Raw genomic sequence first — 23,223 nt, 5'->3', positions numbered from 1 at the left:
ACCCCCGGAGGGCCGTCGGGCACCTCGGGGTCGGGTCAACAGGCCGCCCCGAGGTCCTCGGCCTCGTTGGCGGCGTAGCCCTCGGCGAGGCTGCCGATGGACCCACCGGTGGTCGACGTGGAGGCGCGACGCTTGCGCGGCTTCTTCTCGGGCGGGGCGGCCTCGCCCGACGCCCGGTCGAGGGCCTGGTCGATCATCGCGTGGATCTCCGCCACGTCGGGGTCACCGGTGTTGATCCGGGGCGGCACCAGGGACACGGTCGACACCCGCTGCGACTTCGCCTTGAGCGCCAGGTCGAGGAAGCGCCCGACCTCCGAGGTCGGGATGGAGGTCGAGACCATCTGGGACCCGGCACGGGCGATGCGCTCGAAGTTGCGCAGCGCGACCTGCGGGCTGACCTGGTGGAGCATCGCGTTCATGACGCACTTCTGGCGCGCCATCCGCGAGTAGTCGTCGGAGCCGTAGCGTGCTCGCGCGAACCACAGCGTCTCCAGTCCGTCGAGCTGCTGGCGCCCGGGCTCGATGTAGCGGAAGTAGGACTCGTGCGGGAGCCCCACCGGGATCCGGTCGCGGACGGTCAGCGTCACCCCGCCGACGGCGTCGACGAGCTGGCGGAACCCCCGCAGGTCGACCATCGCCCAGTAGTTGATGTCGAGGTCGGTGATGCCCTCCACCGCCATGAGGGTGGCGTCGATGCCGGGGGTCTCGGAGCCGCGGAAGAGCTCGGGCCGGTCGGTGGCCCAGGTGCTGACGCCGTTGAGGTAGCAGCCCTCGCAGTCGAAGCCGTCGGGGAACTCGCGGGCCATGACCGAGCCCTCCCGGAAGGGGAACCTGGCGAGGTTGCGCGGCAGGCTGATCAGCACGGTGCGGCCGCTCTCGGCGTCGATGCTCGCCACCGTGATGCTGTCGGGGCGCAGCCCGAACCGGCCGGCGCCGGCGTCGCCGCCGAACAGGGCGACGTTGTAGCGGCCGTCCGCCGCGGCCACGGCCTCGCCGTCGCCGAACACCGTCACCAGCGAGTCCCGGTAGACCCCGGTGAGGTGGGACCCGAAGAGCAGGGCGCCGGCCACGGAGAGGCACAGCACGCCGTTGACGCCGACGACCGCACGGCGGTGGGCGAAGGAGAGGGTGAGCGGCTGGCCGATCCGCCAGGCGTCGACGAACAGGGCCGCCCAGCCCAGCGCGAGGGCGATGAGCCCGAAGCGCACCAGCGCCAGGACCGTCGTGCTCGACACCAGCCAGAACGCGAACACCGGCCAGATCAGCACGGCGGCGAGCGTCAGGACCGCCCCGAGGACGAGGCCGAACCAGACCCGCATCGCGATCCGGCCGACGTCACGGTTGCCGGCGACCAGCTGGGCCGAACCCGGGAGCACCAGCGTCATCAGCATCAGTGCGACGGCACGACGGAACCGGACGCGCGCGGCCCGCTCGTCGGCGGGGCGCCGACGGTAGGGACCAGGGGCGGCAGGTGGCGTGCCGGGCATGGGTGCCTCTCGGTGCTCGGGGAAGGAAGCAGCGTGAGGCTCAGTATCACCAGTCACACGGGTCACACGCGGGAGGACACACCCACCGGCCCGCGGTCAGCCGTCGCGGCGTCCCGACTCGATCTCCGCCCTCCGGGCCAGGCGGTGCGCCCGCCGGATCTCCGCCTCGCGCCAGCGTCGCTGCTCGTCGGGGGTGTCGCGCACCAGGTCGGGCACCGGTCGCGGCCGGCCCTCGTCGTCGATGGCCACGAACACCAGGTACGCGGAGGCGACGTGGAGCGGCTCGTCGGCGGCGCTCCCCCACGGCTGCGCCTCGACGCGCACGCCGATCTCCATCGAGGAGGTGCCGACCCAGTTCACCTGGGCGAGCGTGCGCACGATGTCACCGACGTGCACGGGCTGCAGGAAGGCCATCTCGTCCATGAAGGCGGTGACGGCGGGGCCGTCGCCGTGGCGGTTGGCCACAGCGCCTGCCGTGGAGTCCACCAGCTTCATGACCTCGCCACCGTGGACGGTGCCGAGCAGGTTGGCGTGCTCGGAGTCGGTCATCATCGCCAGCGAGACCCGCGAGTGGCTGGCGGGGAGGGAGGGACGGTCCTGGGCCATGGCGGCACGGTAGTTTCTCCCGCATGGCAGATCGTCCCCAGGGTGGCCCGGAGAAGGGCTCGCCCGAGTACCGCTGGCTCTACGGCTCGAAGGGCCAGCAGCCGTCCGATGACGAGACCCGGGCGATCCCGGAGCAGCAGCGGGGCGACGAGACCCGGGTGATGCCCGCAGCCCGTCGTGAGGCGCGCGGCGGCGGTGCCGCTCCCGCAGCGCCGCCGCGGCGTCCCGCCGGAGGAGGACCTCCGGCCCGCTCCCGCCGCCCCCGCTTCCGGCTGCGCTGGCTCTGGCTGCTGCTCGTGCTGTGGCTGGTCTTCCTCGTCGTGGTCCCGCTGCTGGCCTGGAGCCGGGTCGACAAGGTCAACGCGTTCCCGAAGGGTGACCGTCCCGCCGACCAGCCGGGGACGACCTACCTCATGGTGGGCTCGGACTCCCGCGGCGACCTGTCCCCGGCCGAGCGCCGCCAGCTCGGCACCGGGAACGCCTCGGGCAACCGGACCGACACCATCATGCTGCTGCACACCGGCGCCGGCCCCAACCTGCTGATGTCCATCCCCCGCGACTCCATCGTCGAGGTGCCGGGCTACGGGCAGACCAAGATCAACGCCGCCTACGCCTACGACGGTCCCCGGCTGCTGGTCCGCACCGTCGAGGGCGCGACCGGGATCCGCATCGACCACTTCGTCGAGGTGGGCTTCGGTGGTTTCGTCGACCTCGTCGACGCCGTCGGCGGCATCGAGGTGTGCCCGCCGTTCCCCATGAACGACCCGTTGGCGAAGATCAAGCTCAAGGAGGGGTGTCAGGAGGTCGACGGCCCCGACGCCCTGGGCTACGCCCGCTCCCGGAAGACCGACGAGAAGTACGGCGACCTGGGTCGCGCCTCGCGGCAGCGCGAGGTCGTGTCGGCCATCGGGCGCGAGGCCGTCTCCCCGTGGTCGGTCCTCAACCCGGTGCGCTACTACCGGCTCAACATGGCCGGCGCACGCGCCGTCCGGGTCAGCGAGGGCACCTCGCCGTTCTCCATGGCGCGGTGGGCGCTGGCGATGACCCGCGTCAACGGCGAGAACGGCCTGACCTGCGGTGTCCCGGTCGCCGACTTCGCCGTCAACTGGGACCAGGAGCGCTCCGAGCAGATGTTCACCTACATCCGCGAGGACGACACGGAGAGCATCCCCAAGCAGCTCTGCACCCCGACCGGGTTCCCGCGCTGAACCACCTCAGCCGTCGAGGAGGGATCCACCGATCTCGCGTGCGTGGCCGACGAGCTCGGCGACCACCGCGTCCCCGACCCGGACCGTGACGTCGTAGACGCCCTCGCGCCCTGCCCGCGTCCGCTCGACGGCGGTGGCGACCAGCTCGTCGTGGAGGCGGGTGGGCGCCCGGAACCGGATCTCCGCGCCCGCGGCGACCGTGCGGCGCCCGTAGGAGTTGCAGGCGAAGGCGAAGGCGCTGTCGGCCAGGGCGAAGGTGAGCCCGCCATGGCCGATGGCGTGGCCGTTGACCATGTCCTCGCGGACGCGCATCGCGAGCACCGCACGGCCGGGGCCGACCTCCACGATGCGCATGCCGAGCGCCTGGCTGGCCCGGTCCTCGGCCCACATCGCCTCCGCGCTCTGCCGGGCCACCTCCTGCGCGCTCACCGGGCCACGGTAGCGACGGCCTGCCGGCGTCGGTGCCGCATGGCGTCCAGGGACACGGGTACGGCATCCCCATGACGTCTCCGGCAGCCCACGTGGACACCGTCGTCTTCGACATCGACGGCACCCTGGTCGACTCCAACTACCACCACACCATCGCCTGGCACCGGGCCTTCCGCGCCCACGGCCACGACGTGCCCTGCTGGCGGATCCACCGGTGCATCGGGATGGGCGGCGACCGTCTCGTCGCGGCTGCCGCGGGTCAGGAGGTGGAGGACCGGGACGGTGACGCGGTGCGCAAGACCTGGGAGCAGGAGTACGACGAGATGCTGCGTGAGCCGACCGCCCTGCCCGGCGCGCGCGAGCTGTTGAGCACGCTGCGCGACCGCGGGATGACCGTCGTGCTGGCCAGCTCGGCCATCCCCCGGCACGCCTCCCGTGCCCTGGAGCTGCTGGGGGCCGACGAGCGGGTGGACGAGGTCACGACGAGCGAGGACGCCGAGGAGTCAAAGCCGGACCCCGAGCTGCTGGAGGCCGCGATCGCCCGGGCCGACGCCCGCAGCAGCGTGCTGGTCGGGGACTCGGTCTGGGACGTCGAGGCCGCCAACCGCGTGGGGATCCGCACCGTGGCGGTGCTCACCGGCGGGTTCTCCGAGGCCGAGCTGCGGTCGGCAGGCGCGGCCTGGGTCCTCAGCGACACGCGCGACCTGCTGGCGCGGCTGGACGACGTCGTGGGTCGACGCTCCTGAACGATCAGGCCGAGAGGCGCAGCACCGAGAGCAGGGTGCGCGCGGCCTCTCCCCCGCGCTCCTCGGCCACCCCGACGGCCTGCGGGACGTCGAGGTCGTCGAGCAACGCGGTCAGGACCGCCTCGCGGCCGCCGCTGGCCGGGCGACCGGCCGCCGCCCGCAGCCGGTCGAGCAGGGCGGTGGCCTCGGCCAGCTGGCCGGGGTCGTAGTCCCACGGCTCGTCCCAGCGCCGGTGGAGCAGCAGCAGCCGGATCGCCGCCCCCTCGTGGTCGGCGAGCAGGTCGCGGACGTGGACCAGGTTGCCGGTCGACTTGGCCATCTTGGCGCCGGCGACGTGGACGGTGCCGACGTGCATCTGGCGGCGGGCGAACGGCTGAACACCGGTCGCCGCCTCCACCATCGCCGCCTGGTAGGCGTGGTGCGGGAAGACCAGGTCGGCACCGCCGACGAGGACGTCGACCCCCGTCCCGAAGACGCTCATCGCCATCGCCGAGCACTCCACGTGCCAGGCCGGGCGCCCCCAGCCCCAGGGGCTGGGCCAGGCGGGCTGCTCGTCGTCGGAGGGCCGCCACAGCGGCACGTCCCACGGCTGCTGGCGCCCGTCCTCGGCGTGGTCGCCGAAGTCACCGAGCGCAGCCAGGGCCTCCTGCTCGTCCAGGCCGGCGCGGTCGAGGTCGGCCGGGGCGCGGAAGAAGACCGTGCCGCCGGCCTCGTAGGCATGGTCGAGGCGGAGCAGCGCGTCGGCCAGCTGCACGACCTGGGTGACGTGGGCGCGCGCTCGCGGCGTCGCGTCGGGGCGGGCGACGGCCAGGTCGCGCATGTCGCGGTCGAAGAGGAACTCCTGGGTGACGGCGACGTCGTCGTAGGGTCGGTGCCGTTCCCTCGCCGCCGCAGTCAGCACGTCGTCGACGTCGGTGACGTTGCGGCAGGTCACCGGAGGGACCTCGACCGCGCGGGCCACGCTCGCGAGCAGGTCGGCCCAGACGAAGGTCGCCGCGTGGCCGAGGTGGGTGACGTCGTACGGCGTGATGCCGCAGGTGTAGATGCGCGCCGCGCCGGTCAGCGGGAGCGGCGCCCCCGCCAGTGTCAGGTCTGCTGCGCGGGGTCGGGTCGGGTGCAGCGTGTAGCGGCCGCCACTGCCGATCACCCCGGGCGTGCTCACTCCCATGCGTCCGATCATGCCCGACGCGGGGCGCGACCGCGGGCGAGGAGTCTCAGGCGGCCTCCTGGACCAGCTCGGCGCGGAGCCGGTCGAAGAGGTTGGCCAGCAGCCGGGAGACCTGCATCTGCGTCACGCCGATCTCCCGCCCGATCTCCGCCTGCGTCCGGCCCTGCCCGAACCGGAGCTCGAGGATGCGTCGCTCCCGGTCCGACAGCTCGCGCAGCAGCGGCCGCAGGGCGACCCGTGCCTCCGCCTGGGTGTAGCCGGGGTCGCTTCCGCCCAGCCGTTCGACGGGCGCCGCGTCGTCGTTCTCCGGCCCGGCGTCCAGGGAAGCGGGGACGAAGCAGCCGTTGGCGCTCAGCGCCTCGAGGACGGGCTCGGTGTCGACGTCGAGGTGCTCCGCGAGCTCGGACGAGACCGGCTCGCGTCCCAGCAGCTGCCAGAGCTCCCCGCGAGCCCGACTGATCCGCGCCTGCATCTCCTGGACCGAACGGGGTGGTCGGACGACCCATCCTGCGTCGCGGAAGTGGCGCCGGATCTCGCCACGGATGGTCGGGACGGCGAAGCTGAGGAAGTCGGTCGCCTTGTCCGGGTCGTAGCCCCGGACGGCCTTGACCAGTCCCACGCAGGCGACCTGCTCGAGGTCGTCGGTCGAGATGCCGCGGCCGTGGTAGCGGGCGGCCACCTCGCGGGCGACCGGGACGTTGAGGGTGATGAGCTCGTTCTCGAACACACGCCGGCGCGGCCCCGTGGCCAGCGCGAGCTCACCCAGCAGCTCCTCGGTCGCGGCTCGCCGTTCGGCTCTCTCGGTCTGTGCGGATGGTGAGACCAATGTCGGAACACCTCCCGAATGGTGCGTGTTGGCACGGCCTGTCGGCTCGACCGCCGTTCTCCACACAACCACCGGGTCGGGCTCGCCGCAATCGCCTGACCGGGTGAGATCAGGCTGGGCACGCCCGGTTGCCGCCGCGGCCTCGATGACCCCGGTCACTGGTCGGGCCCGTCGTGGGCCGGTCGGGACACCAGCTGCGTGAGAGGCGCACCGACCGGCCACGACCCGTGGGAGTCCGCCGCAGCGGAGCCGGGCCCGTACCCAGCACACCGATCGGGCATGCATGCCCGTACAGGCACGGGGTACGACGCCGCCATGCACACGGCCGAACCCGCGTTCCGCATCGACCCGGGCACGCAGCTGAGCACCCGCGACGACCTCGTCGCCCTGCTCCGAGACCAGCACGACGACCTGAGGGTGACCCTCGAGCGACTGCCGCGGCTCGCGGGTCCAGCCCGCGACGACGAGTTCTGGCAGGTACGCCGGCGGCTGGCCGTGCACCACGCCCTCGAGTCGCTGCTGCTCGCAACCGGGGCGGCGCGGGACCTGCGGCCCGATCTCGGCGAGGCGATCGGCGACGTCGAGCAGCTGGACACCGACGACTCGGCCTTCGCGGCCGCCGCGCGACGGGTGCTGCTCGCCCACGAGCAGCACGTCGAGCACCAGGAGCCGGTGCTGCGCGACCTCGCCGGCGAGCTGACCGAGGTCGAGCGGGCGGTCGCGGAGACGGCCGTGGCGCTGTGGCTGGGCGAGGGCGACACCTACCTCGGCCACGACTACCGCGACATGGTCGCGGCCGCCCGTTCCCAGCTCGAGGACGCCAGCGCCCCCGGTCACGGTCCCCGCCCCTGACGCGACCACGCGGTCCGTGGAGGATGGGGGGATGAGCGCGCCGGGACCGGAACGACTCACGCGCAACTGGAACGAGATCCTGCAGGAGCTGCGAGTCGCGCAGACCGGCGTGCAGATCCTGACCGGCTTCCTGCTGACCGTGCCGTTCGCGAGCCGGTTCACCGACCTCACGGACCGGCAGGTCACCGTCTACCTCGTGGTGCTGTCGGGCTCGGTCCTGACCACGGCCCTGGTCACGGCGCCGGTGGCCTACCACCGGGTGCTGTTCCGCCGCCGCGAGCGGGAGTGGCTGGTGGAGGCGGCCAACGTGACGGCCCGGCTGGGGCTCACCACCATGGCGCTGACCAGCGCCGGCGTGCTCTTCCTCGTCTTCGACGTGGTCGTGGGGTTGCTGGCGGCCGCGCTGGCGCTGACCGCCGCACTCGCCTGCTTCGTCGGGCTCTGGGCCGTGGTGCCGTGGTGGACCCGGCGGAGCTGACCGGTCTCAGTGGTTGCGCAGCGCCTCGATCAGCTCGTCCTTGGTCATGTCCGAGCGGCCCTCGACGTCGAGCTCCGCCGCGCGGTCGCGGAGCTCCTCGACCGTCCACTCCTCGTAGGCGGGTGAGGACCCACCCCGCTGGCCGACCTCGGACCGCGAGCTGTTGGCAGCGGCGTTCGCGATGCGCGCCGCCTTCTCCTTGCTGTTGCCCTCGTCGCGCAGCTTCTCGTACAGCTCCTCGTCCTTGACGCTGGGCCCCGGCGTCTTCTTCTCGGGCATGGCGACCTCCTGTCGTCGTTCTGTCGTCGTCCGGCTGACGGGACGTACCCCGACCTCGCCTCCCGCATCCCTCCCGGCCCGGTCAGGCGACGTGCATGCGCGTGGCCACGACGGGTACCGGAGCCTGGCGGACGCGTTGTCCCGACCCCCGAGCTGAGGAGCACCACGATGAGGATCGGCTACTTCCTGTCCTGCGAGGAGTACACACCTGCCGAGCTGCTGCAGCAGGCTGCGGCCGCCGAGCGGGCGGGCTTCGACGCCCTCTGGATCAGCGACCACTTCCACCCGTGGAACGACGAGCAGGGGCAGAGCCCCTTCGTCTGGTCGGTCATCGGCGCCCTCTCCCAGGTCTGCTCCCTGCCGGTCACGACGGCCGTGACCTGCCCGACCGTGCGCACCCACCCCGCCGTCATCGCCCAGGCGGCCGCCACCTCCTCGGTGATGCTGGGCGGCCGCTTCGTCCTCGGTGTCGGCACCGGCGAGGCGCTCAACGAGCACGTCCTCGGAGACCCGTGGCCCTCGCTCGACGTACGGCTCGAGATGCTGGAGGAGGCCGTCGCCCTGATGCGCAAGCTGTGGGAGGGCGGGTTCGTCACCCACCGGGGACGCCACTACCGCACCGACACGGCCCGCATCTACACCCTGCCCGACGAGCCTCCCCCGATCTACATGTCGGCGTTCGGACCCAAGGCACTGGACGTCGCCGGCCGGATAGCCGACGGCTTCATCAACACCAGCGACGACGCCGACATGGTCGCCACGTTCAAGAAGGACTCCGGTGGCAAGCCGGCCCAGGGCGGCTACAAGGTCGCCTGGGCGGACTCCGTGGACGAGGGAGTCGACCACGCGCACCGGATCTGGTCCAACGCCGGCCTGCCCGGAGAGCTGGCCCAGGTCCTCCCCTCACCACGTCACTTCGAACAGGCCTCGCAGCTGGTCACCCGGGAGTCGACCGCCGAGAGCGTGGTCGCGGGGCCGGAGGTCGAGGCCCACGTCGAGCAGCTGCGGTCCTACCTCGCCGCGGGGTACGACGAGGTCTACGTGGCCAACATGGGGCCGAACCACGCGGCGATGATCGAGGCCTACGGCCGCGACGTGCTCCCCGAGATCCGGGGCTGACCAGCCCGTACGGGCTATTCCGTCCCGTCCCTCCCGGGCGGACACTCGGAGCATGGCTGTCGTCGGCCACCCCGCGGTGGACGAGCTGCTGGCCCGGGCGCGGGCCCGGCTTGACCGCGTCACCGTGGCCGGGCTCGCCGCCGAGGTGGCGGCCGGCGCGGTGGTCGTCGACGTACGTCCCCTCGAGCAGCGGCAACGGGACGGTGCGCTGCCCGGGGCCATCGTGGTGGACCGCAACGTGCTGGAGTGGCGTCTGGACCCCGGCAGCCCGTTCCGGCTCGCGGTGGCGACGTCGGCGGACGTGCGCTACGTCCTCGTGTGCAACGAGGGGTACGGCTCGAGCCTCGCGGCGGCCACGCTGCAGGACCTCGGCCTCGGCCGCGCCACCGACCTCGTGGGCGGCTACCAGGCGTGGCTGGCGGCCGGGTCGGTCACAGCTGGGCCTGCACGCCCGCCAGCAGCTGCCGCGCCATGACGATCCGCTGCACCTGGTTGGTGCCCTCGTAGATCTGGGTGATCTTGGCGTCGCGCATCATCCGCTCGACGGGGTAGTCGCGGGTGTAGCCGTAGCCGCCGAGCACCTGCACGGCGTTGGTGGTCACCTCCATCGCGACGTCGGAGGCGAAGCACTTGGCGGCGGCGCCGAAGAAGGTGAGGTCGGGGTCGTTGCGCTCGGAGCGCCCAGCCGCGGCGTAGGTGATCTGCCGGGCGGCCTCGACCTTCATGCCCATGTCGGCGAGCATGAACTGCAGGCCCTGGAACTCGGCGATCGACTTGCCGAACTGCTGGCGCTCCTTGGCGTAGTCGAGGGCGTAGTCGAGGGCGCCCTGCGCGACGCCGACAGCCTGGGCGGCGATGGTCACCCGGGTGTGGTCGAGGGTGCGCATCGCGATCGAGAACCCCTCGCCCTCCGACCCGATCATCCGGTCACCGGGGATCCGGACGTTGTCGAGGTAGACCTCCTTGGTCGGGCTCCCCTTGATGCCGAGCTTCTTCTCCGGCGCTCCGAAGGACACCCCCTCGTCGGCCTTCTCGACCACGAACGCAGTGATGCCGCCGCGGGTGCCCTTCTCGGGATCGGTGACCGCCATGACGGTGTAGTACGCCGACTCCTCGGCGTTGGTGATCCACCGCTTCACACCGTTGAGGACCCACTCGTCACCGTCGCGCTCGGCGCGGGCCTTCATGCCGCCGGCGTCCGACCCCGCGTCGGGCTCGGACAGGCAGTAGGAGAAGCCGCCCTCGCCCGCGGCCAGCTTCGTCAGGTAGGTCTTCTTCAGCTCCTCGGACCCGGCGAGCTGCAACGGCAGCGAACCCAGCTTGTTGACCGCCGGGATCAGGCTGGAGCTGACGCAGGCACGGGCGACCTCCTCGATGACCAGGCAGGTCGCCAGCGCGTCGGCGCCGGCTCCGCCGTACTCCTCGGGCACGTGGGGGGCGTGGAAGTCGGCGGCCTGCAGCGCCTCGGCGGCCTCGCGCGGGTAGCGGGCCTCCTCGTCGACGGCGGCGGCGTACGGCGCGACCTTGGCGTCGCAGACGGCTCGGACGGCCTCGCGGACCGCCAGGTGCTCCTCGGGGAGTGCGTAGAGCGGGAAGTCGGTCATGCCCCGGATCCTACGGGCGAGTAGGGCGGCCCCCGGACGTGGGCGGCGTCGGGGAGGATGGCGGCATGGCCGAGCCCTGGCGCGACCCTGCGACCATCCAGTCCCTGCTCCGTGACAGCGAGACCTGGGCGGTGGTCGGCCTGTCCGGCAACCACCACCGCACCGCCTACCGGATCGCGGCGACCCTCCAGCGGCGGGGCAAGCGCGTCGTGCCGATCCACCCGGACGCGCCGGAGGTGCTGGGCGAGCAGGGCTACGCCACGCTCGCCGACGTCCCGTTCGCCATCGACGTCGTGGACGTGTTCCGTCGGTCGGAGGCCGCGGGCGAGTTCGCCGACCAGGCCGTGGAGGTCGGGGCGGGCGGCGTGTGGTTCCAGCTGGGCGTCGTGGACGTCGAGGCGTTCCGGCGTACGACGGCGGCGGGCGTGCCGATGGTCATGGACGTCTGCCCCACCATCGAGTGGCGCAGCACGTGACCGACCTGCGCATCCCCGCCGGCCCCGGCATCCCCCACGGCCTGGTGATCCCCGAGACCGAGCTGGTGGAGCGGTTCAGCCGCTCGTCCGGACCGGGTGGCCAGTCGGTCAACACCACCGACAGCCGGGTGGAGCTGGTCTTCGACGCGTCGGCCTCCGCGGTGCTCACGGGTTCCCAACAGGCCCGGGTCGGCACGATCCGGGTCGTGGCGTCCGAGCACCGGTCCCAGCACCGCAACCGCGCGGCTGCCCGCACCCGCCTGGCCCAGCAGGTCCGTGAGGCACTCACCCCGCCACCGCCGCCCCGTGTCCCGACCAAGCCCTCCAAGGCGTCGCGGCGGCGCCGGCTCGAGGCCAAGCGCCGTCGCGGGCAGGTCAAGTCCATGCGTGGCCGGGTGCGGGACTGATGACGCGCACGTCGGTCGAGTGGTCTCGACAGGCTCGACCAACGTGTGGCCCGGTCTCGACGTCGCAGGGGGTGGTCACGCCGGAGGTTGAGGTGCGAAGGCGTACAACGCCTGAGCCACGAAACCCCCGGGCCGTACGACGCCAACCCCACGCCACGTCGGTCGAGGTGGTCTCGACAGGCTCGACCAGCGTGTGGTCCCGGGGTGTTCACGCCGTCTCGACCCCACGGAGGTCGAGCATGTCGAGACCCAGGTCCGGGGTGTGGAGAACCGCTCAACCACGGGGGTTGGTGTCAGTGGTGAGTGCTTGAGTAGGGGTCATGGCGATCACCGCTCCCGAGCAGCCCGACACCCGCGCGGTGCCGGATGACGCTGCGGGGGTGCTGGCCTTCGCCCGCCAGCGTCGGGCGGCCGCTGATCGGGCTGAGGCCGAGTTGTTGGCGGCGGCGGTGCAGTGGGCGGTCATCCACCCCGCCGAGTCGGTGGAGGACGCCGAGACCTACACCTTCCGCTCCGGCCTGGAAGGGGTGATCCCGATCGCGGGCCCCGGCGCACCCCTGGTCGCGGAGTTCTCCGTGGCCGAGTACGCCGCAGCAGTGGGCCTGTCGACCGAGGCCGGCAAGCACTACCTCGGCCAGGCCGTCGAGCTGCGCTACCGGCTGCCGCGGCTGTGGCGGCGGGTGATGGCCGGGGACCTGCCGGCCTGGAAGGCCCGCCGGGTCGCCGACGCCACCATCGGCACCGACCTCACCCCCGAAGCCGCCACGTTCGTCGACCAACACGTCGCCCCGGTGGCCCACAAGATCCGCCCCACCGCCCTGGACCGACTCGTCGAGGAAGCCATCGGCCGGTACATGCCCGACCAGGCCGAACGACGCCGCCGCGACGGCCTCGACCGGCGGCACTTCACCATCGACCGCAACCACGTCTCCTTCGACGGCACCACCTACGTCACCGGCGAGCTCGACCTCGCCGACGCGATCGACCTCGACGACGCCGTACGTGGGCTGGCCACCCAGCTGGCCGACCTCGGCTCCGAGGCGACCCTGGACCAGCGCCGCGCCCTCGCGGTCGGCGAGCTCGCCCGCCGCCAGCTCACCCTCGACCTCACCGACCCCGACGCCGACGACGGTGCCGCCGGTGCCGAGGCTGCCGGGGGTTTCGAGGCTCGCTGCGCTCGCACCTCAACCACCGGCGACCACGCGACCCGCACGCCGGTACGGAAACCGGTCCGCAAGACCGTGCTCTACCTCCACCTCAGCACCGACGCCCTCACCGGCAACAACGGGATCGGTCGCTGCGAGACAACCCGCAAGCCGGTCACCACTCACCAGATCCGCGACTGGTGCGGCCACCCCGACACCCACCTGGTGGTCCAGCCCGTCATCGACCTCAACCAGCACGTCCACGTCGACCAGTACGAGATCCCCGACCGGATCACCGAGCACGTGGCCCTGCGCGACGTCACCTGTGTCTTCCCGCACTGCACCCGCCCCGCCCGCCGCCTTCGGCCAGATGGACACGGCTGCGACCACGACCACATCCGGCCCTACGCCGAGCATCCCCACACCTGCAGCCACGGCATCGCACCCCTGTGCCGACGCCACCACCGCCACAAGACCCACGGGGGCTGGACGTACGACGCCCTCGAGCCCGGCGGGTACCTCTGGACCTCACCCCACGGCTACCGCTACCTCCGCGACCACACCGGCATCACCGCCATCGATCCCGCGGACGACAATCCGCCCGAGCCCGGCCCACCCACGCGACATTGACGCCGCCCCACACCCCGCCCAGCACAGGGCGGGGCCACCGACACGCTCAGCCGGCCTCGTAGAGCAGCGCCACGTCGCCGGCACCGAGCCGCAGCTCCTGGCCCGTGATGACCCAGTCGACGCGCTCGGCGCCGAGCACCGCCATCACGCCCGCCTCGACCTCGCCACGCTCCCCCGGGCAGGCACGCAGCGTGGTCACGACCTCGGAGAGGACCAGCTGGTCGTCCTCGACCGTCACGTCTCCCCCGCCGCCGTTGCACCCGGTGCGGAACCGGATCCCGCCCTCCTCGATCGTCAGGTCCGCCTCGACGGACCCGACTCCCCGCAGGGACACAGCGTCGCCGTCGACGCGCTCGATGCCGGTGAGTCGCCACCGGGTGCCCTCGAGCGGGGCGGCAGGAGCCATGTCCGGAACCGTATCCGGGCGCAGGAGCTGCAGCTCGGCGTCAGGACCGGTGAGGGACCAGGTGTCGTCCGTCGCGCTCAGCTGCGGCCGGCCGGTGAAGAAGTCGACGAGCCAGGCGTCCTGGTCGTGCCCGGCCCCGGGGCACCCCATCTCCGTCCCGCCGACCCCGTCGACCTCGAGCACCCCGTCGACGACGCGGGCCGTGCCCGTCATGGTGTTGCAGGTGGCGGAGAAGGAGACCTCGCCCTCGCGGAAGTCGACCCGGGCCCGGTCCCCCGACTGGAACGGGGCGGGCAGCGACGCGACGACGAACTCGCCCGAGGGCAGCTCGCCGGGCCAGGGGGGCTCACCCGCGGTGCGGCCCGTCTCGGACCCGCACGCGACAAGGGGTAGCAGGAGCAGCAGCAGCAAGGGCTTCATGGTCATGCGACGGTGGCGGTCGTCGGTCGGTTCCCGGCGAGCCGCCGCAGCAGCCGGGTCGGCAGCCCGACCAGCCACTCCAGGGGCCCGCGCCACCCGAAGAAGGTGAAGACCGCCCCCACCAGCCCCAGCACGAGCACGTGGTAGCCCATGCTCCCTGGTTCCTCGGGCGGCCAGACCGCATCCGTCTTCATCACGACGTGGAGCGAGTAGAGGGTCAGGGTCATCGTCCCGGCACCGAACCAGACGGCAACCGGGCGGCGCCAGCCCACCGGGAGCACGCCGACGAGCAGGAGAGCCACGGCGATGACGAGCAGCGACGTCCCGATGGTGTGGGCGAGGTCGAACGGGGTCGAGCTGTGCGGCGAGACGACCAGCAGCCACTCCCAGCCCTCTCCCGCCGGGGTGTTCCCGAAGAGCCCGAACGCCGCGCGCTCCAGTGTCTCCTCACCGAGCCGTCCCTCGACCAGGACTCCGGAGAGCCAGCTCGACGTGACGGCGAGCAGCAGCCCGCCGCCCGCCACCGCGGCCTGCACCTTCCGTCGACCGAGGTCGCTGCGCCCCAGGGCCATCCCCGCGAACAGGTAGGCCAGCCACGGCAGCACGGGGTAGTAGCCGGTGAGCAGCAGCTCCGAGACGAGCAGCGTCGGCTGCTCGAGCTGCTCCAGGCTCGGGCTACCGAACCGGCGTTCGGGCAGCTCCGGCCGCACCCAGTGGGACACCACCGGCGCCGCGACCAGCCAGGCAGCGGCGAGCACGGCCAGCCCCCGTGCCCCGAGCCCGAGGAAGGGCAGGCCGAGAAGGAACAGCACCCCGTAGTAGGTGAGGATGATCGCGATCCCGCTCTCGAGCCCACCGAGCGCGAGCCCCAGCACCGCGATGAGGACGGCTCGCACAGCGAGGCCGGTCGTCGCTGCCCAGCGCTCCCTTCCACGCACCGGCCGGGTCCGCCCGCTCGCCAGGGCGAGCGAGACACCCGCCAGCACGGCGAACAGGGCGGCGGCACGGCCCCCGGCGACGGCCTGCGGCCAGGCGAGGTCGCCCGCAGGGGTCCGGGGTGCGAGCACATGGGTGGCCACCATCCCCAGTAGCGCGAGGGCTCGCGCGACGTCCAGGCCGACGAGCCGGCGGGACGTCGCGGCCACGGGGCTCAGAACCCGGTACGTCGGGGGCCCGCGCCGCGGCGTACGGCCTCACCCTTGGCCTGCGCCTGCTCCTTGAGCGTCTGCTGGAACGCGACCATGCGCTGCCGCAGCTCCGGGTCGGTCGCCGCGAGGATCCGGACGGCCAGCAGCCCCGCGTTGCGGGCGTTGCCGACCGCGACGGTCGCCACGGGTACCCCGGCCGGCATCTGCACGATCGACAGCAGCGAGTCGAGGCCGTCGAGGTTGGCGAGCGGCACGGGGACGCCGATCACCGGCAGCGGCGTGACCGCGGCGAGCATGCCCGGCAGGTGGGCCGCTCCCCCGGCGCCGGCCACGACGACCTGCAGCCCCCGGTCGGCGGCCTCCTTGCCCCAGGCCAGCATCTCCTCCGGCATCCGGTGCGCCGAGACCACGTCGGCCTCGTGGGGGACGTCGAACTCGGCCAGGGCCTCCGCCGCGGCCTGCATCACCGGCCAGTCGGAGTCGGAGCCCATGACGATCCCCACCCGGGGCGTGGTCTGGTCGGTCATCGTCCTCACTCGCTCTCGTTGCCCAGGTCGCCCCGGAACCAGGCCGCCGCGTGGCGCGCCCGCTCGAGGCAGTCGTCGAGGTCGTCACCGTAGGCGTTGACGTGGCCGACCTTGCGGCCCGGCCGCAGCTCCTTGCCGTAGAGGTGCACCCTCAGCCGCGGGTCGCGCGCCAGCGCGTGCGGGTAGCCGTCGTAGAGCCGGCCGACCCCCTCCTCACCCCCGAGGATGTTGACCATCACGGTCCAGGGGGCGCGTGGAGCCGGGGAGCCGAGGGGCAGGTCCAGCACCGCCCGCAGGTGGTTCTCGAACTGGGAGGTCACCGCACCGTCCTGGCTCCAGTGACCGGTGTTGTGGGGTCGCATCGCGAGCTCGTTGACCAGCACCCTGCCGTCGGTGGTCTCGAAGAGCTCGACGGCGAGCACGCCGGTGACGTCGAGCTCCTTGGCCACCGTCAGCGCGATGCGCTGGGCCTCCGTCGCCAGCGCCTCGTCGAGGTCCGGGGCGGGTGCGACCACCTCGTGGCAGATGCCGTCCCGCTGGGTCGACGCGACGACGGGGTACGCCGCCGCCTGCCCGCTCGGCGACCGGGCGACCAGCGCCGACAGCTCGCGCCGGAAGTCGACCTGCTCCTCGGCGAGCAACGCCACCCCGGACGCCGCAGCCGCGGCGAACGGGGCCTCGCACTCCTCCGCCGTGGACACGAACCACACGCCCTTGCCGTCGTAGCCACCCCGGGTGGTCTTGAGGACGCAGGGGAAGCCGAACGCCTCGACGTCCGCCACGCTGTCAACGACCGCGTTGCGCGGGCACGGGACGCCGAGCTCGGCGAGCCGGCGGCGCATGACCGCCTTGTCCTGGGCGTGGACCAGGGCCTCAGGACCGGGTCGCACGGCCACCCCGTCGCCGGCCAGGGCATGGAGGTGCTCGGTCGGGACGTGCTCGTGGTCGAAGGTGACCACGGAGCAGCCGCCCGTCACCGTGCGGAGCGTGTCGAGGTCGCGGTAGTCGCCGACGAGGTGGTCGGGGATCACCTGGGCGGCGGACACCCCCTCGGCCTCGGCGAGGAGGCGCAGCGGCAGGCCCATGGCGGCTGCGGGCTCAGCCATCATCCGGGCGAGCTGGCCGCCTCCGACCACGGCGAGGACTGGTGCGGAACCGGCGGGAACTGGCACGCAGGGAAGGCTAGGCCATGACCGGTCAGCGCTGGTTCGCGCCCGAGACGGCGCAGGCCTCGAAACGCAGGCCGCGGCCGCGCACCGTGGTGATCAGGCTCGGCTGCCGGCTGTCGTCCCCGAGCTTGCGGCGTACCCAGCCGAGGTGGACGTCGATGGTCTTCGACGACGTCCAGAACGTCGTCTCCCAGACGTCACGCATCAGCTCCTCGCGGGTCACCAGCTCACCGGCCCGGGCCATGAGGGCGTGCAGCAGGTCGAACTCCATCCGCGAGAACTCGATCTCGCGGTCGCCACGCCAGACCCGGCGGTTCTCCGGGTCGAGGCGAACGTCCTGCACGGTCAGCACGGGCCACACGGTAGGAAGACCTGCGGCTCCGCGGGGCGGAATCGGACAAAATCATCCGTTCGGTCAGTGACGACGCACGGTCAGAGGTTCCACCATGCCGAACCCCCGGACCGGGCGGGCGGGCAGCCGACGGGTCTCGAACTGGTCGTCCGGGAGCAGGTCGGCGGTCTCCTGGTCGATGATGATCCGGTTGCGCCGCGCCACCGCCGTCAACCGGGCCGCCATGTTGACCGGCGGTCCGAAGACGTCGCCGAGCCGCATCACCACGGCGCCGCTGGCCAGGCCGACCCGCACCTCCGGCATCCGCGGGTCGCGCCCGACGACGCGGATGATCCCCTCGGCGGTGTCGTAGGCCGCGATGGCGTCACCGGTCACGAAGAGCACCGAGTCACCGAGGCTCTTGATCACCCGGCCCCGGTTGCTGGCCACGACGTCGGCGCAGCGGGACTCGAAGATCTCGACGAGGTCACCGATCCGGTCGCGCGACAGCTCGTTGGTGAGCGCGGTGAAGCCGACGATGTCGGCGAAGCCCACCGTGACCTGGGTGGTGTGCAGGTCCTCCTCCCGCGCCCCCAGCGCCTCCAGCCGCGCCACGGCGGCGGCGAGGTGGCGCCGCCAGGCGTAGATCAGCATCTGCTCGAAGCGTGGGTTGACCTCGTCGACCAGCCGCAGCGCCGAGCCCGCCCGCGAGCCCGTGGCCTGTTCGCCCTGCTCCATCTCCTCCACGCGCTGCAGGAGGGTGGCGACCTCCCAGTCGGCCAGCCGCGCCATCTGCTGGCCGACCGCCCGCGTGAGCATGACGCCCATGTCGAGGTCGATCGCGCCAGTGTCGACGATGGCCTTGAGGACGGTGACGGCCTCCACGTCGGCCGCGGTGAACGCGACCTCGGAGCCGTGCTCGGGGAAGCCGAGGGCGCGCCACAGCCGACGCAGCTCCTCGATCGTCAGACCGGTCTCGGCGGCGACCTCGACGGCGGTGTAGACCGGGTCGTGGCCGAGGATGGCCCGTTCGAGAGGACTGTGGGTGAGGGCCTCCGACGGCGGTTCGAGGGGCTCAGGCACCGTCGTCGTGACCCCGTCCGCGGGCGTTGCGGTCCAGCTCGGCTGCGACCTGCTTCTGGACCTCCTCGACGTGCGGGATGTCGTGGAGCAGCACCTGTCCGTGCTCGCTCGCGTCGGTGACGACCAGCGTCCCGCACCCGAAGACACGGTCGACCACGCCGATCTCGAAGTCGACCCCCGAGATCCGGTTGAGCGGGATGGTGCGCCCCTCCTTGGCGATGAAGCCGGACCGCTTGACGAACCGGCGGTCGGTGAAGGTGTAGGTCGTGGTCCACCACGCGAGGAAGGGCCGCAGCGCGAACCAGACGATCGCGACCACGACGACCACCCAGACCACGATCGTGACGATCCCCCCGAGGGCGCCGCTCACCACCGTCTGGAGCACCACGGCGAGGGCCAGCAGCAGCACGAGGGCCAGCAGCGGCAGCAGCAGCGCCTTCGGATGGGTGCGCGTGGAGAGGACGACGCGCTCGCCGTCGTTGAGGAGCTTCTCGGGGAACGCCACGCCGCCGATCATCTCACCCGGCCGGGCGCACGTGCACCACGTCGCCGGCCGCCACGGGGGTGCCCGCGACGACCAGCCGACCCGCTCCGTCGACGTCGGTCACCCGCCCGGTGAGGTCGTCGCCCCCCGGCATCTGCACCCGTACCTCGCGGCCCACGGTCGTGCAGGCCTCCCGGTACGCCGCGCGCAGCGTCGCGGAGCCACCGGCCGACCACGCGTCGTACGCCCCCCGGAGCCGGGTCAGGATCGTGGCGAGCAGCTCGGTGCGGTCCGGTGCCCCGCCCGTGGCGAGCAGCACCGAGGTGGCGGCCGCGGTGGGCAGCTCCTCCCGGGTGGTGGTGACGTTGAGCCCGATGCCCAGCACCGCCGCCGGGCCGGCCCCGGTCTCGAGGCGCTCGGCCAGGATGCCGGCGGTCTTGTCGCCGTCGAGGAGCACGTCGTTGGGCCACTTCAGCTCCGCCGGCACGCCGTGGTCGCGCAGCGCGGCGGCGACCGCAACACCGGCCAGCAGCGGCAGCCAGGGCCACTCCTCTGCCGGGCGGGTGGGCCGCAGCAGCAGCGAGAACGTCAGTGCCGCCCGGTCGGGTGTCTCCCACGTCCGGTCGAGGCGACCGCGGCCGGCTGTCTGGTGCTCGGTCACCAGCACCAGGCCCTCCGGCTCCCCGGCACGGGCACGGTCGGCCACCAGGGCGTTGGTCGATCCCGCCCGTGGCAGCACCTCCACCCCGAGCGGGGCGAGTCGCGCGGCGTCGAGTGGTGGGCGAGGGTCGGCAGCAGGCGGCACGGGCACTAGATTGGCCGACTGAACCGCGAGGAGGCCAGATCACGTGAGTGCACACCCCGGCGAGGGCACCGACGTCCCCACCGACATCGACATCCACACGACAGCGGGCAAGCTCCAGGACCTCGACCGTCGGCTCGACGAGGCGGTGCACGCGGGGTCGGCGAAGGCGGTGGAGAAGCAGCACGCCAAGGGCCGCAAGACCGCGCGGGAGCGGATCGAGCTGCTCTTCGACGAGGGCAGCTTCGTGGAGCTCGACGAGCTGGCGCGCCACCGGTCGACGGCGTTCGGGCTGGAGAAGAACCGGCCCTACGGAGACGGCGTGGTGACCGGCTACGGCACCATCGACGGCCGCCAGGTGTGCGTGTTCTCCCAGGACTTCACCGTCTTCGGCGGCTCGCTGGGCGAGGTCTACGGCGAGAAGATCACCAAGGTCATGGACCTCGCGATCAAGACCGGCTGCCCGATCATCGGCATCAACGAGGGTGCGGGTGCGCGGATCCAGGAGGGCGTGGTCTCCCTCGGGCTCTACGGCGAGATCTTCCGCCGCAACGTCCACGCCTCGGGTGTCATCCCGCAGATCAGCATGATCATGGGCAACTGCGCCGGCGGCCACGTCTACTCCCCCGCCGTCACCGACTTCACCGTGATGGTCGACCAGACCTCGGCGATGTTCATCACCGGCCCCGACGTCATCAAGACCGTCACCGGCGAGGACGTCACGATGGAGGAGCTCGGCGGCGCCCGGACCCACAACACCAAGTCCGGCAACGCCCACTACATGGGCCACGACGAGGACGACGCCATCGAGTACGTCAAGGCGCTGCTGTCGTTCCTGCCGCAGAACAACCTCGACCCGGCGCCTGCCTACGACGAGGTCCCCGATCCCGAGTTCACCGACCTCGACCGCAGCCTGGACAGCCTGATCCCCGACGGCGCCAACCAGCCCTACGACATGCACGACGCGATCACGGCGGTCCTCGACGACGAGGAGTTCCTCGAGGTGCAGGCGATGTTCGCGCCGAACATCATCGTCGGCTTCGGCCGCGTCGAGGGCCACTCGGTGGGGGTGGTCGCCAACCAGCCGCTGCAGTTCGCCGGCACCCTCGACATCGACGCCTCGGAGAAGGCTGCGCGCTTCGTGAGGTTCTGCGACGCGTTCAACATCCCGGTGCTGACCTTCGTCGACGTCCCCGGCTTCCTGCCCGGCACCGACCAGGAGTGGGACGGCATCATCCGCCGCGGCGCGAAGCTGATCTACGCCTACGCCGAGGCCACGGTGCCGCTGGTCACCGTCATCACCCGCAAGGCCTACGGCGGCGCCTACGACGTCATGGGCTCCAAGCACCTCGGCGCCGACATGAACGTGGCGTGGCCGACGGCACAGATCGCGGTGATGGGCGCACAGGGAGCGGTCAACATCCTCCACCGCAAGACGCTGGCGGCGGCCCAGGACGCCGGCGACGACGTGGAGGCGAAGCGGGCCGAGCTGATCGAGGAGTACGAGGACACCCTCGCCAACCCCTACATCGCCGCCGAACGGGGCTACGTCGACGCGGTGATCGCCCCCCACGAGACCCGGCTCGAGATCGTCAAGGCGCTGCGGCTGCTGCGTTCCAAGCGCGAGGTGCTGCCGGCCAAGAAGCACGGGAACATCCCGCTCTGATGTCCGGCGAGGAGAAGGACGCGGCCACCTCGGCCGAGCCTGCCGCGACCCCGCTGCTGCGGATCATCACCCCCGACACCACCCCCGAGGAGGTGGCCGCGATCGTGGCCGTCCTCTCCGCGCTCGGGTCCGGGGAGACCGCAAAGCCGAAGCCGGCCTCGGAGTGGAACAGCCCCTACCGGCAGGTGCGGCCCTTCTACTCCCACGGCCCCGGAGGCTGGCGCTCCTCCGGCCTGCCCAAGCACCGGGGGCGCGGCAACTGATGCCGGTCCTGGTGCCGCCGGTGCAGACCGCCCTCTGGGCGGTCGGCCAGCAGGTCGCGGCCCGGGCACTGGGCGGTCGGCGGCGTCCGGGCCGGCTGTCGGCCGCGGCCGCGGTCACCTGCATCGGCGTGGGGGCGGCCACGGCGGCCACCGCGGTGCGGCGCTTCACGGGGGCCGGCACCACCTACGAGCCCTGGGAGCCGGAGCGGGCCAGCGTGCTGGTGACCGACGGCCCGAACGCCTTCACCCGGAACCCGATGTACCTCGGCCTGACGCTGGTGCTGGTCGGGAACGGGCTGCTGACCGGGCGACCCGCGACCTGCCTGGCCGCGGCCGGGTTGGTGACGACGCTGACGCCGCAGATCCGGCGGGAGGAGGCCGCGCTGGCCGGGATCTTCGGGCCGGAGTGGACGGCGTACTCCGGCCGCGTCCGGCGCTGGCTCTGACATGCGGAACGCGATCACCGACGTACCGGGCATCCGGGTGGGCCACGCCCAGCGGACCGGCGGCGGCTGGCTGACCGGCACCACGGTGGTGGTGGCGCCCGACGCCGGTGCGGTCGGTGGGGTGGACGTCCGCGGCGGGGGGCCCGGCACCCGCGAGACCGACCTGCTCGACCCCCGCAACCTGGTCGACCGCGTGCACGCGGTCGTGCTGACCGGGGGCTCGGCGTTGGGGCTCGCCGCGGCCGACGGCGTCACCCGCGGCCTGCTGGAGCGGGGCATCGGCTTCCCGGTCGACAGCGAACCCGGGCACGTCGTCCCGATCGTCCCGGCCGCGGTGGTCTTCGACCTCGGGCGCGGCGGGGAGTTCGGCAACGTCCCGGACGCCGACCTCGGCCGCGACGCGCTGGCGGCGGCGTCCGCCGACGTCGCGGAGGGTTCCGTCGGCGCCGGCACCGGCGCCCGGGTGGGCGGGCTCAAGGGTGGCGTCGGGACCGCCGCCACCCGGCTCGCGGACGGCACGACGGTCGGCGCCCTCGTGGTGGTCAACGCGGTCGGGTCCGCCGTCGACCCGGAGACGGGGGAGCTCTACGCCGCCCGCCACTGTGTCGTGGGCGACCTCCCCGACCTGCGGCGGCCCGACCCCGAGGACCTCGAGGCCGCGTGGCAACGGGCCCGGGAGCTCCCGGAGCCGCGACCACCGCTGGCCACCACCCTCGCCGTCGTCGCGACCGACGCGACGCTCACCAAGGCGCAGTGCCAGAAGGTCAGCGGCATCGGCCACGACGGCATGGCCCGGGCGCTCAACCCGGTCCACACCATGCTCGACGGCGACACCGTCTTCACCCTCGCCACGGGTGAGCGGGAGGTGCCCGATCCCCCGGTGTTCCACGCGCTGCTGGTGGCCGCCGGCGACGCCGTCACCCGGAGCATCGCCCGGGCGGTGCTCGCGGCGGAGTCCGCGGGCGGGATGCGGGGGTTCCGCGACGCCTTCCCCTCGGCGCTGCCCTAGGGTCGTCGG

The 23,223-nt window shown here is 72.8% G+C and carries 28 protein-coding genes; 13 read left to right on the top strand and 15 right to left on the bottom strand.

Features of this window, described 5'->3' with window-relative positions; all coding sequences use genetic code 11:
* Window positions 1–35: 35 nt before the first annotated feature.
* Together K6T13_RS04775 and K6T13_RS04770 are read right to left on the bottom strand one after the other, a co-directional pair.
* On the bottom strand, window positions 36–1,487 hold the full coding sequence (locus K6T13_RS04775; protein ID WP_222897386.1) for an LCP family protein: 1,452 nt from the start codon (window positions 1,485–1,487) through the stop codon (window positions 36–38).
* 96 nt (window positions 1,488–1,583) lie between these two features.
* Window positions 1,584–2,093, bottom strand: a complete 510-nt coding sequence (locus K6T13_RS04770; RefSeq protein ID WP_222897385.1) for an acyl-CoA thioesterase — start codon at window positions 2,091–2,093, stop codon at window positions 1,584–1,586.
* Between the two features lie 23 nt (window positions 2,094–2,116).
* On the opposite strand from K6T13_RS04770, the gene K6T13_RS04765 reads away from it, so the two are divergent.
* Window positions 2,117–3,301 carry an LCP family protein gene (locus K6T13_RS04765; RefSeq protein ID WP_222897384.1) on the top strand — a complete coding sequence of 395 codons (1,185 nt, stop codon included), beginning with the start codon at window positions 2,117–2,119 and terminating at the stop codon, window positions 3,299–3,301.
* Between the two features lie 6 nt (window positions 3,302–3,307).
* Here K6T13_RS04765 and paaI read toward each other — a convergent pair whose 3' ends face one another.
* Window positions 3,308–3,730, bottom strand: a complete 423-nt coding sequence (gene paaI / locus K6T13_RS04760; protein WP_249423936.1) for a hydroxyphenylacetyl-CoA thioesterase PaaI — start codon at window positions 3,728–3,730, stop codon at window positions 3,308–3,310.
* 71 nt (window positions 3,731–3,801) lie between these two features.
* Between paaI and K6T13_RS04755 the strand changes: the two genes are divergently transcribed.
* Window positions 3,802–4,476, top strand: coding sequence for an HAD family hydrolase (locus K6T13_RS04755; RefSeq protein WP_222897383.1), 675 nt, complete (start codon window positions 3,802–3,804; stop codon window positions 4,474–4,476).
* 4 nt (window positions 4,477–4,480) lie between these two features.
* Here the strand turns inward: K6T13_RS04755 and K6T13_RS04750 are convergent, their stop codons facing one another.
* Both K6T13_RS04750 and K6T13_RS04745 read right to left on the bottom strand, forming a co-directional pair.
* Window positions 4,481–5,644: a cysteine--tRNA ligase gene (locus tag K6T13_RS04750; protein ID WP_222897382.1), complete on the bottom strand. Its 1,164-nt coding sequence runs from the start codon at window positions 5,642–5,644 to the stop codon at window positions 4,481–4,483.
* A gap of 46 nt (window positions 5,645–5,690) precedes the next feature.
* A complete protein-coding gene (locus K6T13_RS04745) occupies window positions 5,691–6,470 on the bottom strand; it encodes a SigB/SigF/SigG family RNA polymerase sigma factor (protein WP_249423935.1) in 780 nt (259 codons plus the stop codon).
* Window positions 6,471–6,749: 279 nt separating this feature from the next.
* Between K6T13_RS04745 and K6T13_RS04740 the strand changes: the two genes are divergently transcribed.
* Together K6T13_RS04740 and K6T13_RS04735 are read left to right on the top strand one after the other, a co-directional pair.
* Window positions 6,750–7,322, top strand: coding sequence for a hypothetical protein (locus tag K6T13_RS04740; RefSeq protein WP_222897380.1), 573 nt, complete (start codon window positions 6,750–6,752; stop codon window positions 7,320–7,322).
* A gap of 31 nt (window positions 7,323–7,353) precedes the next feature.
* On the top strand, window positions 7,354–7,800 hold the full coding sequence (locus tag K6T13_RS04735) for a DUF6328 family protein (RefSeq protein WP_222897379.1): 447 nt from the start codon (window positions 7,354–7,356) through the stop codon (window positions 7,798–7,800).
* Between the two features lie 6 nt (window positions 7,801–7,806).
* Here K6T13_RS04735 and K6T13_RS04730 read toward each other — a convergent pair whose 3' ends face one another.
* Window positions 7,807–8,079 (bottom strand): DUF7218 family protein, encoded by a 273-nt coding sequence (locus K6T13_RS04730; RefSeq protein WP_222897378.1) that lies wholly within the window; start codon window positions 8,077–8,079, stop codon window positions 7,807–7,809.
* A 168-nt stretch (window positions 8,080–8,247) separates the two neighbouring features.
* Between K6T13_RS04730 and K6T13_RS04725 the strand changes: the two genes are divergently transcribed.
* Window positions 8,248–9,198: a TIGR03557 family F420-dependent LLM class oxidoreductase gene (locus K6T13_RS04725; RefSeq protein ID WP_222897377.1), complete on the top strand. Its 951-nt coding sequence runs from the start codon at window positions 8,248–8,250 to the stop codon at window positions 9,196–9,198.
* A gap of 52 nt (window positions 9,199–9,250) precedes the next feature.
* Complete coding sequence (locus K6T13_RS04720; RefSeq protein WP_222897376.1) at window positions 9,251–9,673, top strand: rhodanese-like domain-containing protein; 423 nt, start codon at window positions 9,251–9,253, stop codon at window positions 9,671–9,673.
* Here the strand turns inward: K6T13_RS04720 and K6T13_RS04715 are convergent.
* Entirely contained in the window at window positions 9,630–10,802 is a 1,173-nt protein-coding gene (locus K6T13_RS04715; protein ID WP_222897375.1) for an acyl-CoA dehydrogenase family protein, read from the bottom strand. The two genes, K6T13_RS04720 and K6T13_RS04715, sit on opposite strands and share 44 nt — an antisense overlap.
* A 65-nt stretch (window positions 10,803–10,867) precedes the next feature.
* On the opposite strand from K6T13_RS04715, the gene K6T13_RS04710 reads away from it, so the two are divergent.
* From K6T13_RS04710 to K6T13_RS04700, 3 genes are all read left to right on the top strand, one after another.
* Window positions 10,868–11,278, top strand: a complete 411-nt coding sequence (locus K6T13_RS04710) for a CoA-binding protein (protein ID WP_222897374.1) — start codon at window positions 10,868–10,870, stop codon at window positions 11,276–11,278.
* On the top strand, window positions 11,275–11,685 hold the full coding sequence (arfB, locus tag K6T13_RS04705) for an alternative ribosome rescue aminoacyl-tRNA hydrolase ArfB (RefSeq protein ID WP_222897373.1): 411 nt from the start codon (window positions 11,275–11,277) through the stop codon (window positions 11,683–11,685). Before K6T13_RS04710 ends, arfB begins: the two co-directional genes overlap by 4 nt.
* 320 nt (window positions 11,686–12,005) lie before the next feature.
* Window positions 12,006–13,460, top strand: a complete 1,455-nt coding sequence (locus K6T13_RS04700) for an HNH endonuclease signature motif containing protein (protein WP_222897372.1) — start codon at window positions 12,006–12,008, stop codon at window positions 13,458–13,460.
* A gap of 46 nt (window positions 13,461–13,506) precedes the next feature.
* Here the strand turns inward: K6T13_RS04700 and K6T13_RS04695 are convergent, their stop codons facing one another.
* From K6T13_RS04695 to K6T13_RS04660, 8 genes are all read right to left on the bottom strand, one after another.
* Window positions 13,507–14,286 (bottom strand): META domain-containing protein, encoded by a 780-nt coding sequence (locus K6T13_RS04695; RefSeq protein ID WP_222897371.1) that lies wholly within the window; start codon window positions 14,284–14,286, stop codon window positions 13,507–13,509.
* Between the two features lie 2 nt (window positions 14,287–14,288).
* On the bottom strand, window positions 14,289–15,431 hold the full coding sequence (locus K6T13_RS04690; protein WP_222897370.1) for a heparan-alpha-glucosaminide N-acetyltransferase domain-containing protein: 1,143 nt from the start codon (window positions 15,429–15,431) through the stop codon (window positions 14,289–14,291).
* Window positions 15,432–15,436: 5 nt separating this feature from the next.
* Window positions 15,437–15,961 carry a 5-(carboxyamino)imidazole ribonucleotide mutase gene (gene purE / locus K6T13_RS04685; protein ID WP_222897369.1) on the bottom strand — a complete coding sequence of 175 codons (525 nt, stop codon included), beginning with the start codon at window positions 15,959–15,961 and terminating at the stop codon, window positions 15,437–15,439.
* 5 nt (window positions 15,962–15,966) lie between these two features.
* Entirely contained in the window at window positions 15,967–17,133 is a 1,167-nt protein-coding gene (locus tag K6T13_RS04680; RefSeq protein ID WP_222897368.1) for a 5-(carboxyamino)imidazole ribonucleotide synthase, read from the bottom strand.
* Window positions 17,134–17,158: 25 nt separating this feature from the next.
* Window positions 17,159–17,482: a winged helix-turn-helix domain-containing protein gene (locus K6T13_RS04675; protein WP_222897367.1), complete on the bottom strand. Its 324-nt coding sequence runs from the start codon at window positions 17,480–17,482 to the stop codon at window positions 17,159–17,161.
* A gap of 63 nt (window positions 17,483–17,545) precedes the next feature.
* Window positions 17,546–18,544 (bottom strand): adenylate/guanylate cyclase domain-containing protein, encoded by a 999-nt coding sequence (locus K6T13_RS04670; RefSeq protein WP_222897366.1) that lies wholly within the window; start codon window positions 18,542–18,544, stop codon window positions 17,546–17,548.
* A complete protein-coding gene (locus K6T13_RS04665; protein ID WP_222897365.1) occupies window positions 18,537–19,049 on the bottom strand; it encodes a PH domain-containing protein in 513 nt (170 codons plus the stop codon). Before K6T13_RS04665 ends, K6T13_RS04670 begins: the two co-directional genes overlap by 8 nt.
* A gap of 13 nt (window positions 19,050–19,062) precedes the next feature.
* Complete coding sequence (locus tag K6T13_RS04660) at window positions 19,063–19,833, bottom strand: biotin--[acetyl-CoA-carboxylase] ligase (RefSeq protein WP_222897364.1); 771 nt, start codon at window positions 19,831–19,833, stop codon at window positions 19,063–19,065.
* A 43-nt stretch (window positions 19,834–19,876) separates the two neighbouring features.
* Between K6T13_RS04660 and K6T13_RS04655 the strand changes: the two genes are divergently transcribed.
* The 4 genes from K6T13_RS04655 to K6T13_RS04640 are packed head-to-tail and all read left to right on the top strand — an operon-like array spanning window position 19,877 to window position 23,214.
* Complete coding sequence (locus K6T13_RS04655) at window positions 19,877–21,496, top strand: acyl-CoA carboxylase subunit beta (protein ID WP_222897363.1); 1,620 nt, start codon at window positions 19,877–19,879, stop codon at window positions 21,494–21,496.
* Window positions 21,496–21,759 (top strand): acyl-CoA carboxylase subunit epsilon, encoded by a 264-nt coding sequence (locus K6T13_RS04650; RefSeq protein WP_222897362.1) that lies wholly within the window; start codon window positions 21,496–21,498, stop codon window positions 21,757–21,759. The genes K6T13_RS04655 and K6T13_RS04650 overlap by 1 nt, the downstream gene beginning before the upstream one ends.
* Window positions 21,759–22,205: a methyltransferase family protein gene (locus K6T13_RS04645; RefSeq protein ID WP_222897361.1), complete on the top strand. Its 447-nt coding sequence runs from the start codon at window positions 21,759–21,761 to the stop codon at window positions 22,203–22,205. Before K6T13_RS04650 ends, K6T13_RS04645 begins: the two co-directional genes overlap by 1 nt.
* A gap of 1 nt (window position 22,206) precedes the next feature.
* Window positions 22,207–23,214, top strand: a complete 1,008-nt coding sequence (locus K6T13_RS04640; RefSeq protein ID WP_222897360.1) for a P1 family peptidase — start codon at window positions 22,207–22,209, stop codon at window positions 23,212–23,214.
* Window positions 23,215–23,223 lie beyond the last annotated feature (9 nt).

Origin of the sequence: Nocardioides coralli, from assembly GCF_019880385.1 — a bacterium.
Classification (GTDB): Bacteria; Actinomycetota; Actinomycetes; order Propionibacteriales; family Nocardioidaceae; genus Nocardioides; species Nocardioides coralli.
Note: the sequence above shows the minus strand (reverse complement) of the source record. Positions and strands in the feature narration are given on the sequence as shown.

Coding starts and splice junctions, on each gene's coding strand:
- K6T13_RS04740 (WP_222897380.1), top strand. CDS start 6,750: ATGCATGCCCGTACAGGCACGGGGTACGACGCCGCCATGCACACGGCC.
- K6T13_RS04750 (WP_222897382.1), bottom strand. CDS start 5,644: ATGGGAGTGAGCACGCCCGGGGTGATCGGCAGTGGCGGCCGCTACACG.
- K6T13_RS04720 (WP_222897376.1), top strand. CDS start 9,251: ATGGCTGTCGTCGGCCACCCCGCGGTGGACGAGCTGCTGGCCCGGGCG.
- K6T13_RS04730 (WP_222897378.1), bottom strand. CDS start 8,079: ATGCCCGAGAAGAAGACGCCGGGGCCCAGCGTCAAGGACGAGGAGCTG.
- K6T13_RS04765 (WP_222897384.1), top strand. CDS start 2,117: ATGGCAGATCGTCCCCAGGGTGGCCCGGAGAAGGGCTCGCCCGAGTAC.
- K6T13_RS04695 (WP_222897371.1), bottom strand. CDS start 14,286: ATGAAGCCCTTGCTGCTGCTGCTCCTGCTACCCCTTGTCGCGTGCGGG.
- K6T13_RS04640 (WP_222897360.1), top strand. CDS start 22,207: ATGCGGAACGCGATCACCGACGTACCGGGCATCCGGGTGGGCCACGCC.
- K6T13_RS04645 (WP_222897361.1), top strand. CDS start 21,759: ATGCCGGTCCTGGTGCCGCCGGTGCAGACCGCCCTCTGGGCGGTCGGC.
- K6T13_RS04715 (WP_222897375.1), bottom strand. CDS start 10,802: ATGACCGACTTCCCGCTCTACGCACTCCCCGAGGAGCACCTGGCGGTC.
- K6T13_RS04700 (WP_222897372.1), top strand. CDS start 12,006: ATGGCGATCACCGCTCCCGAGCAGCCCGACACCCGCGCGGTGCCGGAT.
- purE (WP_222897369.1), bottom strand. CDS start 15,961: ATGACCGACCAGACCACGCCCCGGGTGGGGATCGTCATGGGCTCCGAC.
- K6T13_RS04710 (WP_222897374.1), top strand. CDS start 10,868: ATGGCCGAGCCCTGGCGCGACCCTGCGACCATCCAGTCCCTGCTCCGT.
- K6T13_RS04775 (WP_222897386.1), bottom strand. CDS start 1,487: ATGCCCGGCACGCCACCTGCCGCCCCTGGTCCCTACCGTCGGCGCCCC.
- K6T13_RS04650 (WP_222897362.1), top strand. CDS start 21,496: ATGTCCGGCGAGGAGAAGGACGCGGCCACCTCGGCCGAGCCTGCCGCG.
- K6T13_RS04755 (WP_222897383.1), top strand. CDS start 3,802: ATGACGTCTCCGGCAGCCCACGTGGACACCGTCGTCTTCGACATCGAC.
- K6T13_RS04725 (WP_222897377.1), top strand. CDS start 8,248: ATGAGGATCGGCTACTTCCTGTCCTGCGAGGAGTACACACCTGCCGAG.
- K6T13_RS04735 (WP_222897379.1), top strand. CDS start 7,354: ATGAGCGCGCCGGGACCGGAACGACTCACGCGCAACTGGAACGAGATC.
- K6T13_RS04770 (WP_222897385.1), bottom strand. CDS start 2,093: ATGGCCCAGGACCGTCCCTCCCTCCCCGCCAGCCACTCGCGGGTCTCG.